The 11064-nt window shown below is 46.4% G+C and carries 10 protein-coding genes; 8 read left to right on the forward strand and 2 right to left on the reverse strand.

The genetic code is table 11. The annotated features are described in order from the left end of the window. The 3 genes from ACUVJL_RS28785 to ACUVJL_RS28795 form a co-directional block, all read left to right on the forward strand. On the forward strand, window positions 1-1143 hold a 1143-nt coding region (locus ACUVJL_RS28785; RefSeq protein ID WP_445248972.1), incomplete at its 5' end, for a CHAT domain-containing protein. A gap of 33 nt (window positions 1144-1176) precedes the next feature. Next, window positions 1177-1452, forward strand: a complete 276-nt coding sequence (locus ACUVJL_RS28790; RefSeq protein ID WP_445248973.1) for a ribbon-helix-helix domain-containing protein — start codon at window positions 1177-1179, stop codon at window positions 1450-1452. 2 nt (window positions 1453-1454) lie between these two features. Next, entirely contained in the window at window positions 1455-1757 is a 303-nt protein-coding gene (locus tag ACUVJL_RS28795) for a type II toxin-antitoxin system RelE/ParE family toxin (RefSeq protein WP_445248974.1), read from the forward strand. Between the two features lie 115 nt (window positions 1758-1872). Here the strand turns inward: ACUVJL_RS28795 and ACUVJL_RS28800 are convergent, their stop codons facing one another. Both ACUVJL_RS28800 and ACUVJL_RS28805 read right to left on the reverse strand, forming a co-directional pair. Further along, the gene (locus ACUVJL_RS28800) at window positions 1873-2694 is read right to left on the reverse strand and encodes an SDR family NAD(P)-dependent oxidoreductase (protein WP_445248975.1); all 822 of its coding nucleotides are present in this window, start codon (window positions 2692-2694) and stop codon (window positions 1873-1875) included. A gap of 746 nt (window positions 2695-3440) precedes the next feature. Further along, the gene (locus ACUVJL_RS28805) at window positions 3441-4874 is read right to left on the reverse strand and encodes a carotenoid oxygenase family protein (protein ID WP_445248976.1); all 1434 of its coding nucleotides are present in this window, start codon (window positions 4872-4874) and stop codon (window positions 3441-3443) included. Window positions 4875-4947: 73 nt separating this feature from the next. Here ACUVJL_RS28805 and ACUVJL_RS28810 point away from each other — a divergent pair, with 73 nt between their 5' ends. The 5 genes from ACUVJL_RS28810 (at window position 4948) to ACUVJL_RS28830 (ending at window position 10788) form a co-directional block, all read left to right on the forward strand. Continuing rightward, on the forward strand, window positions 4948-5961 hold the full coding sequence (locus ACUVJL_RS28810) for a S66 peptidase family protein (protein ID WP_445248981.1): 1014 nt from the start codon (window positions 4948-4950) through the stop codon (window positions 5959-5961). Between the two features lie 201 nt (window positions 5962-6162). Next, a complete protein-coding gene (locus tag ACUVJL_RS28815) occupies window positions 6163-6921 on the forward strand; it encodes a class I SAM-dependent methyltransferase (RefSeq protein WP_445248977.1) in 759 nt (252 codons plus the stop codon). A 221-nt stretch (window positions 6922-7142) separates the two neighbouring features. Further along, a complete protein-coding gene (locus ACUVJL_RS28820) occupies window positions 7143-8144 on the forward strand; it encodes a cytochrome c oxidase subunit II (RefSeq protein WP_445248978.1) in 1002 nt (333 codons plus the stop codon). Window positions 8145-8222: 78 nt separating this feature from the next. Further along, a complete protein-coding gene (gene ctaD / locus ACUVJL_RS28825; RefSeq protein WP_445248979.1) occupies window positions 8223-10028 on the forward strand; it encodes a cytochrome c oxidase subunit I in 1806 nt (601 codons plus the stop codon). Window positions 10029-10164: 136 nt separating this feature from the next. Further along, a complete protein-coding gene (locus ACUVJL_RS28830) occupies window positions 10165-10788 on the forward strand; it encodes a cytochrome c oxidase subunit 3 (RefSeq protein WP_445248980.1) in 624 nt (207 codons plus the stop codon). The last annotated feature ends 276 nt before the right edge of the window (window positions 10789-11064 follow it).

The following is an 11064-nucleotide window of genomic DNA, read 5'->3' on the forward strand; positions in this document are numbered from 1 at the left end:
ATTTTATTGCAGTATTCCCTCGGCGAAGCTCGCAGTTATTTGTGGGTTGTAACATCAACGGGACTAACTAGCTATGAATTGCCAAAACAGGTTGACATTGAAACAGCAGCAACAGCTTTCCGCACAGCAATAACTAGCAGAGATGACAAATATACTCCCAAAAAAGTTGCCGAAGCGAGTGCAAATCTGGGTCAATTAATTTTACAGCCCGCAGCAGCCCAATTAGGAAACAAACGCTTATTAATTGTTCCCGACGGCGTTCTGCACTATACTCCTTTTCCAGCTTTAACTATTTCCCAAACCGCCGGACAAAATACCAATGTTCCCTTAATTGTCGAACATGAAATTATTACCCTGCCTTCCGCCTCAACTCTCGCTATTCTCAGGCAAAATTACGGAGATAGAAAACCCCCAAGCCAAACTTTAGCAATTTTAGCCGATCCAGTCTTCAGTCCCACCGATGAAAGAGTCAAAAGACAACTTACCCAAGCAACGACAGAAAAATTAGAAGCAAACAACCTCGGTTTAAATCGATCGCTTCGTGCTTCCGATCGGGGATGGCCGCCCGAACGCCTACCATTTACCCGCCAAGAAGCCCAAACAATATCCAGCTTATTCCCCTCAGCTTCTAGCCGCCAAATATTTGATTTTGATGCCAGTCGCACTACTGCTACCGATGGGAATTTAGTCAATTATCAAATCATTCACTTAGCCACCCACGGCATTGCCAACAACAAAAATCCCGAACTGTCAGGAATTGTGATGTCGATGGTAGATGACAAGGGCAATCTTGTCAATGGTTTTTTGCGCCTCACGGATATTTTCAACTTGAAATTAGCGGCAAATTTAGTGGTTTTAAGTGCTTGTCAATCGGGCATGGGACAGAATGTTAAAGGCGAAGGAATGGTGGGATTAACAAGGGGTTTTATGTATGCAGGTGCTCAGCGGGTGGCCGTGAGTTTGTGGAGTGTAGATGATGAAGGAACTTCTGTGTTAATGCAAAAGTTTTATCAAAAAATGCTGCAACAAAAGTTAGCACCGGCGGCAGCTTTGAGGGCCGCACAGATTGAAATGATGCAGCAGGAAAAATGGCAGTCTCCCTATTATTGGGCGGCTTTTACCCTTCAGGGCGAGTGGAAATGATATAATAGTTCAAGGTTCTCAGAGGTAAACCCCATGAAAATTACTCTCAAGCCTGAGCAGCAAAAATTCATAGAAGCACAAGTTACAAGTGGCAGATATCCTTCGGCGGAGGAGGTAATCGCAGCGGCATTAGAACTCCTAGCCGACAACAGTGAGCCCAAAGAGAGCCACAGCTATCAAAAATGGGTAGAAGAAACGCGATCAAAAGTATCAACAGGAATAGCTCAACTCGATCGCGGTGAAGGGATTGATGGAGAAATAGTCATAGCAAGATTGCAGGAAAAATTTCGGAAAATGCGGGAGGACTAAAGATGAGTCGCTACATTGTTTCTCCAGAAGCGAGTCGCGATTTAGATGAAATTTCGGATTACTTTGCAGCTAGAAATATTGAATCCGGAGAACAGTTTGTCGAGGAGTTCAATCGAAAGTGTCGCAATTTAATTAACTTTCCTAATATGGGTCGTAGTTACGAAGAACTAGCTGCTTCTGTGCGGGGGCTTCCTCTCATGGGTTACATTATTCTTTATCGGCCGATAGACAGTGGAATTGAAATTATCAGGGTGGTGAGAGGAGAACGGGATTTACCGTCGCTATTTTCTGAGGAGGATGAGTGACTAACAGTTAGAGTGTTTGCCAAAGGTAAGGTGCGCTTAGGAACGGGCAAGATGCCCGTTCCACAAAAGAATGAGTTTTCTTGTGGGGTGGGCATCTTGCCCGCCCATAAAAAGTTTATCGCCCGCTAGCTAAAGCCTCCCGCAATTTACGGCCCCGCGCTTTATCCCGAAGTTGTGGAGTCGCCATCCGCAACACAAAATCCAACAACCAAGGAGCAATTCGGTGACACCAAACTGCTAGATGACTTTGCCATCCTACCAAGATTTCCGGCGCATCTTTGTGCAATCCCGCGACAAGTGCTAGGGCAACTTTTTCGGGAGTTGTCGGCACTACCCACCGGAATTGCTCCAAGTCTCGCACCATGTCGGTATCTGTTAGGGATGGCAGCAAAGCTGTGACTCGAACATTGTACTGACTTAACTCGCTACGCAAAGCTTGGGTGAATCCCAAAATCGCAAATTTGGTAGCAGAATAAGTCGCCATTGTCGGAGCGGCAATTTTTCCCATCAAGCTCGAAACATTGACGATTGTTCCCTCTTTTTGAGTGGCCATTCGCCGAGCTATCAAGCGGGTAATTGTGTAGGTTCCGAGCAAATTTAAGGCGATTTCTTCCTCGATTAATGGCAGCGGGGAACGCAAGAATGATGCTTGGTGCGCGACGCCTGCACAGTTGACTAGCAGGTGAATCGGGCCGCAATCTCGCCAAGCTTGGGCGATCGCAATATTCACCGCTACAGACTGAGTTAAATCCAAAGCTAACGGCACTATTTCTGTGCCAAAAACATCGATTTCCTCTGCCAGTTCAATTAAGTCCTTGCGGTTGCGCGCCACAATCACCAAACGTTTGACTCCTTGTCGCCCTAATTCCAGGGCGATCGCTCGCCCAATTCCGCGCGAAGCTCCTGTAACAAGAGCCGTCTTTCCTTGAAGTTGCATAGATTAAACCTTTTGGTAGATGCTCACCGCGGCACGGAGTTATGAGTTGTGAGTTGTGAATTATCAGTTATGAGTTGAATATTTTGGCGGTAACAACTGATAATTCATAATTTTGGGAAAGGCTATCTTGTTTCGATAGACCTCATTTATTTGTGGGGTTAACTCAAAACTAAAAACTGTTGAATCGCTAACGTGCGCGTGAGTTGAACTAAACTTTTGGTTTGCCAGAAATCAGTCAAATATCTGGTCTTTTCACCTCATTCCAGCAGACCAAGCCCAGATGAGAAAACCTAGTCAGGAATCATGCCAAAGCAAGCTTTATTACCGCTTTTTCTTCAGTTCGCGGAGGCGGACTTTGCCTGTGTAGCCGCGAATTCGCCGGATATTCACCGCGAATTTGTCATGTAGCGGGGTTCGATCACCCCTCTTTCTTCAGTCAGTGGAGGCGGACTTTGCCTGTGTAGCCCCGAATTTATTCGCCGGGAATATTCGCCGGGATTGGTTATTCGCCAGGGCTTGATTACCCCTGTTTTTTTAGTCCGCAGAGGCAGACGATATCCTGTGCAGCCGCCAGTTAAAATCGCCGGGGATTCGTGCGAATTGGCACAGGATAATTGAGCAATCCAGATTATCAATTCCACACCTCCTAGATATGAGAATTTCCTATCTACACACACCTTAACAACTTGACAGAGAAGCGGCAACAATTTTTAATAAATCTTCCGTAACACTTCTTTACACAATTCTCATAGGGCAGATTTCCAAGTGCCGTGAAAGCCCAAAGGTATGACACCGGGCAATTCTAGCTGGCAAACAGGGGAATCTGAAAGTCGATCGCTGTCAAATATCCAGACTTCGCTGCTGTCAGAATTGCCGTCGTAAACAACTGTCAAAATCCAACCTTTCTCCGACGAAATATCTGGAACGTAGATGGGCTCGGCGGGATAGCGATTTTCGCCACAGTCGGCAATTGTGAGATTGCGGCTTTGCGTGTCAAAACGGGCGATCGCACCATAAGTTTCCGCTACCATATCAACGTCAGGCCGATACATTGCCAGATACATATACCGCGACTCTTGCCCTATTTCGGCAGCAGGTACAACCGGAAATTCGCAAGGTTTATCCAACAATTCTTCTGTTGCTGTCACTTTCGCCGTCTGAGGATTGAGATGCACCCGCCACAGAGAACCCTCCGCATCAGTGCGAGTTTCACCCGTCGCTACTTCTTTCAGCCGCTGATTAGTTTTAAAGTCAGCCAAGCGCACAAAATCAACCGCCACCGAACCATCTTCCTTCACAAAACCGTTAGCAAAATGCCACTGAAACCAAGGTTCGGTTTCGCCGCGACTAACTAAAGATAGAGTTTCCGAGTCAACCACTAATATTTGCGTTCCTAACTCGGGTTTCCATTCCAAAGAGTCGCTGTAACTGCTAATTCCAGCTAATACTGGAAAAAATTTTACTCGTACTGGCGGCACAAAAAATATTAGATACTTTCCAGCAAAAACAAAATCGTGGATCATGGGAATTCCATCTAAACCAAAAGTTGCTTTTTGCACGATTTTGCCTGTAGGATCGCTTTTATACAGATTCAACTTTGTACTGACACCCGGTATAATTCCAAAGTTAAAAATATTCCCAGTAATCGGGTCACGCTTGCAGTGAGCGGAATAGGGAAATTCTCCGGCTGAATTTCCTAAATTATCGATGCCAATAGTTTCTAAAGTTTGCAAATTGAGGCTGTGAGGCGGGCCGCCTTCCCACAAAGCTAAAAGGCGATCTGGCAAAGCTAAAACAGAAGTATTGGCAGCATTTTTAACAGGTTTCGTCCACCGCAACCACGCAGGGCCAGGTGCTGTCATGCCATAATTAGTGTAGAGAAATCTATTAGCTTTTTCCTCAGCTTGATATTCCGCTGTCTGCACGTAGCGATAAACAGCAGCAGCACCGGCATCGGTAAAATGTACTGCCAAAATTGCACCGTCGCCATCAAACCAATGTCCCGCAGTCATGCCGCCGCGTTCCAAACGTCCGGGCCCGTTGCGGTAGAGAGTGCCGCGCAATCCTTCGGGAATTTTACCGCTTTTAACCAATAGCTGAGTCAGCGGAAACTCCGCAGCAGGACGGGCTAAAGCTTTAGTCCAAGATTTTTTAGCTGAGATTTTAGTGTCGGTTTTCATTGGAAACTCGCAATTTTCAACTGATATGGCAGAGATTTTGTTATACAATTATAGCAAAATTTACCTAACAGCTATGACTCTCCGCCGCCGCTATCTGCTCAGAACTTTTGGGCTGACTGCTATTGGTACTCAGCTTTTGCCGTTAGCCCAAACTAACCTATCTTCCAAAAGTGCGATCGAGCCGCGCCGCCTGCAAGTCGGCGATACTGTAGCTTTAATCAATCCTGCCGCTTTCAACTACGAAAAAGAAGTGCAGCCATTTTTTAAAGTTCTGGATAACCTGGGTTTAAAAGTTAAATTTGGAGAGCATTTTTACGACCGCTACGGCTATTTAGCAGGCAAGGATGCCGATCGCGCCGCCGATGTCAACGCAGCCTTTGCCGATGACTCAGTGCGAGCTATTTTTACCGGGATGGGCGGCTGGGGCTGCGGTCGGATATTGCCGCTCCTGGATTACAATATTATCCGCAACAATCCCAAAATTATTATGGGATTCAGCGATATTACTGCGCTGTTATTGGCGATTTATGCTAAAACTAATATTGTTACTTTCCACGGCCCGTTAGGTGTCTCAAATTGGAGCCCGTTTACAGTAGATTACGTCAAGAAAGTTTTGTTTAACGGAGGTTCGGTTACGCTGCAAAACTCCAAAAGCGTGCAAGTTGAAACAATCTGGCCCGGAACAGCTAGGGGAAAACTAATCGGCGGCAATTTATCAGTAATAGCAGCAATGGTGGGTTCTGCATATTTACCGACCTGGGAAAACAGTATTTTGTTTGTCGAGGAAGTTGGCGAAGAAGTTTATCGAATCGATCGAATGTTGACGCAGCTCAAATTAGCGGGCATTCTCGATCGAATATCCGGTTTTATTTTCGGACAGTGTACCAAGTGCGAAGCTGAAAAACCCCAAGAGTCCCTAACCTTACCTCAAGTCTTGTCAGACCACATTCGCCCCTTGAAGATTCCCGCGTGGTACGGTTCAATGGTGGGACACATCCGCGATAAGTTCACTTTGCCGATCGGCAAAGAAGTCGAAATTGACGCAAATTATGGTACAATCAGATTGTTAGAATCCGCTGTCAATTAAGTTTTGAACTCTTCTGGATAAGCTGTTGCGGCATTTAAATTGTAGGTCAAAAAAAATTAAAATCTTGTGGGGTGTCCCGCCCGCCCTGAATATACAATTTAAATGGGCGACAGCTTATTACCGAGGCAGAGCCTCTCGCTCTGCGTTCCCAGGCAGAGCCAGGGAACGAGAAATAAATTTAAACACAAAATCAAAAATATCGTGAAAAAAACCGCACAATTCCTTAAACCATTAACAGTAATAATCCTGACAATTATTTGCCTGTTGCCGCTCAATGCCTGTGCAGCAGCAAGTAAAACCGCCAATAGCGACACCATTTATCAGCAGCGAACCGTCCACAATCCCGACGGAATCGGCAAATTTTACATGGGTAGAGAAATTGCCCAAGTCATGGGATATCAAGGGGCTGGTTGGCTGGAAAGACCGTCTCGCGGCATGGAAGAAAAATCAGCTCGATTAGTCAACAATCTCGATTTAAAACCAACCGATATTGTAGCAGACATTGGAGCGGGAACGGGATATATTAGCTTTCGCATCGCTCCCTTAGTTCCACAAGGAAAAGTTTTAGCAGTTGACGTGCAGCCGGAAATGATTAATTTTCTGGAATTGAATAAACAAGAAAAAAATATCGCTAACGTTGAGCCAATTTTGGGAAATATCGACAATCCGAATTTGCCAGAAAACAGCGTGGATTTAGTTGTGATGGTCGATGCTTATCACGAATTTGCATATCCCAGAGAAATGATGCAAGGAATTGTGAAAGCACTCAAACCCGGGGGCCGCACGGTATCGATCGAGTATCGGGGCGAAAACCCCCTGATTCCCATTAAAGGTTTGCACAAAATGACGCAGAAGCAGGTGAAAAAAGAAATGGCAGCCGTCGGTTTAGTATGGAAAGAGACAAAAGATATGTTACCTCAGCAGCATTTGATGGTGTTTGAGAAACAATCTCAAATTTAGCAGCCAAACAGAGCGATTGTTTACCATTTTTACTCATTTTTGTCAAGGTACAAAAGACGTATTTTTTAGGCGCGCGGGCGCTCGGTCAAACAGACTAAGCCTTAAGTAACCCTTAAGATAGACATTTTACTAAAAATACCATTTACAATTAAAAATTGATAACCCAGAGGCGCTTCCTTCATTTTTCAAGCGGAGAAGTGTCGCTATTAAGAAGTACCAGCGTGAACATTCCAAGTTCCATCCTCACCATGCTCGCCGGCATCGGAGTGACTCTGATCAGTCTCTGGTACGGGCAGAATCACGGTTTACTGCCGATCGCCGCCTCTGATGAAGCATCCCAGATAGACGGACTATTCAATACAATGATGACCATTTCCACTGGACTATTTATTATGGTCCAAGGAATTCTCATCTTTGCCGCAATTAAATATCGCCGCCGTAAAGGAGACAACACAGACGGGCCGCCTTGGCATGACAACTTTCCCTTAGAAATTCTTTGGACAGCCGTGCCGGCGGTGATTATTTTAGGAATCGGAGTCTACAGTTTTGAGATTTACAACTCAATGGGAGGCCTCGATCCGATGGGCAATCACGACCACGGCACCATGCAAGCGCACTCTAAAATGCGGGGAAGTGCGATCGCAGCCACACTCTCAGATACACCCCAAAACGCCCCTCAAATTCCGTCTCAAAAATTCGTTGCTTTAGGCGTAGGCGCTTCCCCAGAAAACGAAGACAAACCAGCAGATTTAGTGGTAAATGTCATGGGTTTGCAGTACGCCTGGATTTTTAGCTATCCAGAAAGCGGCGTTAGTTCCGGCGAACTGCATATGCCAGTCAACCGCGACGTACAGCTAAATATCTCAGCCCAAGACGTGCTGCACGCATTTTGGCTGCCGGAATTTCGCCTCAAACAAGATGCAATTCCCGGGCGGCCGAGCGAACTGAGATTTACAGCAACTAAAACCGGCGAATACCGGGTTGTTTGTGCTGAATTGTGCGGCGCTTATCACGGAGCGATGAAAGCTTTAGCAGTCGTTCAGACGCCCGAAGAATTCGACAGTTGGCTGCAAAGCCAGCAAGTTGCTAGCAGTCAAAACTTAGAGCAAGCAGTTGCAGCCAATCCAGGGGAATTGTCAGACGGTGAATTTTTGGCTCCCTACGTCAGGGAAATAAAAATTAATTCCGAAACCCTAGAACAACTTCACCCAACTCATCACTAAAAATAGTCATTAGTTCCTGGCACTGGGTCTTTGCTCCTGAGCCAATAACTAATGACTAATAACTAATGACTAATAACTATGACACAAGCACAGTTCCAAGAAAGTGCAAACACTGAGGCTCGCGGAACAGCGCCCGCCGATAGACATTGGCGCGACTACTTCACTTTTAATACCGACCACAAAGTCATCGGTATTCAATACCTAGTCACAACATTTATTTTCTATCTAATCGGCGGCGTGATGGCAACTTTGGTGCGAACAGAACTCGCCACCCCAGACGCCGATTTTGTCACCCCCGAACTCTACAACAGTTTATTTACTGTTCACGCCACGGTGATGATCTTCCTGTGGATCGTACCCGCCGGAGCCGGATTTGCTAACTTTTTGATCCCCTTAATGATTGGGGCAAAAGACATGGCATTTCCCAGGCTGAATGCCGTTGCCTTTTGGCTCATTCCCGTAGGCGGCGTGTTGCTGTTGAGCAGTTTTTTGGTAGGAGCTCCACAGGCGGGTTGGACTTCCTATCCGCCTTTGAGCTTAGTTACTGCTCAAGCGGGAGAAGAAATTTGGATTCTCAGCGTTTTGATTCTGGGAACTTCTTCGATTTTGGGGGCGGTGAATTTTGCCGTTACCATCTTTACCATGCGCGTTCCGAGCATGAGTCTCAATGAAATGCCTTTGTTTTGCTGGGCGATGATTGCGACTTCAGCGCTGACTTTGATTGCTACTCCAGTGTTAGCCGCAGCTTTGATTTTGCTGTCGTTTGACTTGTTAGCAGGGACGGCATTTTTTAACCCGACCGGCAACGGCGATCCCATCGTCTACCAGCATTTATTCTGGTTTTATTCGCACCCGGCAGTTTACATTATGATTATGCCCTTTTTTGGGGTGATTTCAGAAGTTTTGCCGGTGCATTCCCGCAAGCCAATTTTTGGTTATTTGGCGATCGCATATTCCAGTCTCGCGATCAGCTTTTTGGGCTTAATCGTGTGGGCGCACCATATGTTTACCAGCGGCACCCCCGGCTGGCTGCGGATGTTTTTTATGATCACGACTATGATCATCGCCGTACCAACTGGGATTAAAATATTTAGCTGGTTAGCAACTATTTGGGGAGGCAAACTCCGGCTTGTCAGCGCGATGCTATTTGGGATGGGTTTTATCTCAACATTTGTCCTCGGTGGCATCACCGGGATCATGGTAGCTTCCGTACCTTTCGACATTCACGTTCACGACACTTATTTTGTCGTCGCTCACCTACACTACGTGCTGTTTGGCGGCTCAGTGTTTGGAATTTACGCTGCTTTTTACCACTGGTTCCCCAAAATGACGGGGCGGATGATTAATGAATTTTGGGGTAGAGTTCACTTTGTTTTAACCTATGTGGGCTTTACTGTAACTTTCCTGCCGATGCACGCTTTGGGGATGCAAGGAATGCCTCGGCGGGTGGCAATGTACGACCCGAAATTTACCACAATTAATGTCATTTGTACTGTCGGTGCTTATATGCTGGCAGTGTCTACAATCCCGTTTATCATTAATGTGATTTGGAGCTGGAGGTACGGCCCGAAAGCAGGTGACAATCCTTGGCAAGCTTTGAGTTTGGAATGGATGACGACTTCGCCGCCCCCAATCGAAAATTTTGAAGGAGTGCCGGTACTGGCAACAGGCCCTTACGATTACGGCATGGAAAAAATTCAGCATACAGGGGAACGTCTCAGACTCAAGCTGAGGGAAAATGCCACCCGCAACGCCCTGAAACAGGGTATTCCTATTGCGGAGGCTCAAGCTTCAACTTTCTTTGGCGGTACTGCAACTTTGGTCGCTCCTGAATCAGACATAGATGTTGATTCTCCTGCTGATGAAAGTCAAGATGGCGAGTAGTTATTAGTCATCAGTCATTAGTCATTGGGCATTGTTGACTGTTGACTGTTGACTGTTAACTAATGACTGATGACTAATGCCAACTGCCAACTGACAACTGACAACTGACAACTGACTTCTTCATTACCAATTTATTATGCAAATTCCAGCGATCGATCCGGCAAAAACAGCCCTGAATTACCACCACGAGGCCGAGGTAGAAGCACACGGTGTCGAGCATCCCGACCACCGAATGTTAGGTGTAATTGTCTTCCTGTGCGCTGAAGGCATGATATTTTTCGGTATGTTTGCGGCGTATTTGATTTATCGGGCGATGGCCCCCGTGTGGCCTCCTGAAGGTACGCCGGCGCGAGAGTTATTGCTGCCGGGAATCAATACGATAATTCTGATTGCTAGCAGTTTTGTGATTCACAATGCGGATACTGCAATCAAAAAAAATGATGCGGCCCGAATGCGTAATTGGCTGCTCGTAACTATTGCTATGGGGGCAGTTTTCTTGGGGGGTCAGGTTTACGAATACGCTCATTTAGAGTTTGGCTTGACGACTAATTTGTATGCCAGTTGCTTTTACGTTTTGACTGCCTTTCACGGCTTGCACGTTACGTTGGGAGTGCTGCTGATGGTGGGGGTGGTGTGGCGATCGCGCACCCAAGGTCACTATTCTAGCGAGCACCACTTCGGAATCGAAGCGACTGAGATTTACTGGCACTTTGTCGATGTTATTTGGATTGTTTTGTTTTTGCTCCTGTATATTTTGTGACGCGTAGGTTCTGCTTGGATGCCCCCTTTTTTAGGGGGTTTTTTTTGTCCAGAAGTAGGCTCGACCTTCATTCACATGAATCACAGCCGATCGCGCTATAGCGGTTCGATCGCGTGGTGAGGTATGCCCTATGCCCACGGAGGCCTATGCCCTATGCCCACGGAGGCCTATGCCCCATGTTACTGAGAAAGGCTATAAACTAAAAGTAGCAATTCTCCTATCCAGCAGCATTGAGAAAATTATGCAGTGCGAATTGTGCGATCGACAAATGGAAGC

It is taken from the genome of Microcoleus sp. OTE_8_concoct_300 (assembly GCF_031383065.1).
GTDB lineage: Bacteria > Cyanobacteriota > Cyanobacteriia > Cyanobacteriales > Microcoleaceae > Microcoleus.

Excerpts from the sequence above, each read along its gene's own strand:
- ACUVJL_RS28830 (WP_445248980.1), top strand. The coding sequence starts at position 10,165 with ATGCAAATTCCAGCGATCGATCCGGCAAAAACAGCCCTGAATTACCAC.
- ACUVJL_RS28800 (WP_445248975.1), bottom strand. The coding sequence starts at position 2,694 with ATGCAACTTCAAGGAAAGACGGCTCTTGTTACAGGAGCTTCGCGCGGA.
- ACUVJL_RS28790 (WP_445248973.1), top strand. The coding sequence starts at position 1,177 with ATGAAAATTACTCTCAAGCCTGAGCAGCAAAAATTCATAGAAGCACAA.
- ACUVJL_RS28795 (WP_445248974.1), top strand. The coding sequence starts at position 1,455 with ATGAGTCGCTACATTGTTTCTCCAGAAGCGAGTCGCGATTTAGATGAA.
- ACUVJL_RS28810 (WP_445248981.1), top strand. The coding sequence starts at position 4,948 with ATGACTCTCCGCCGCCGCTATCTGCTCAGAACTTTTGGGCTGACTGCT.
- ctaD (WP_445248979.1), top strand. The coding sequence starts at position 8,223 with ATGACACAAGCACAGTTCCAAGAAAGTGCAAACACTGAGGCTCGCGGA.
- ACUVJL_RS28805 (WP_445248976.1), bottom strand. The coding sequence starts at position 4,874 with ATGAAAACCGACACTAAAATCTCAGCTAAAAAATCTTGGACTAAAGCT.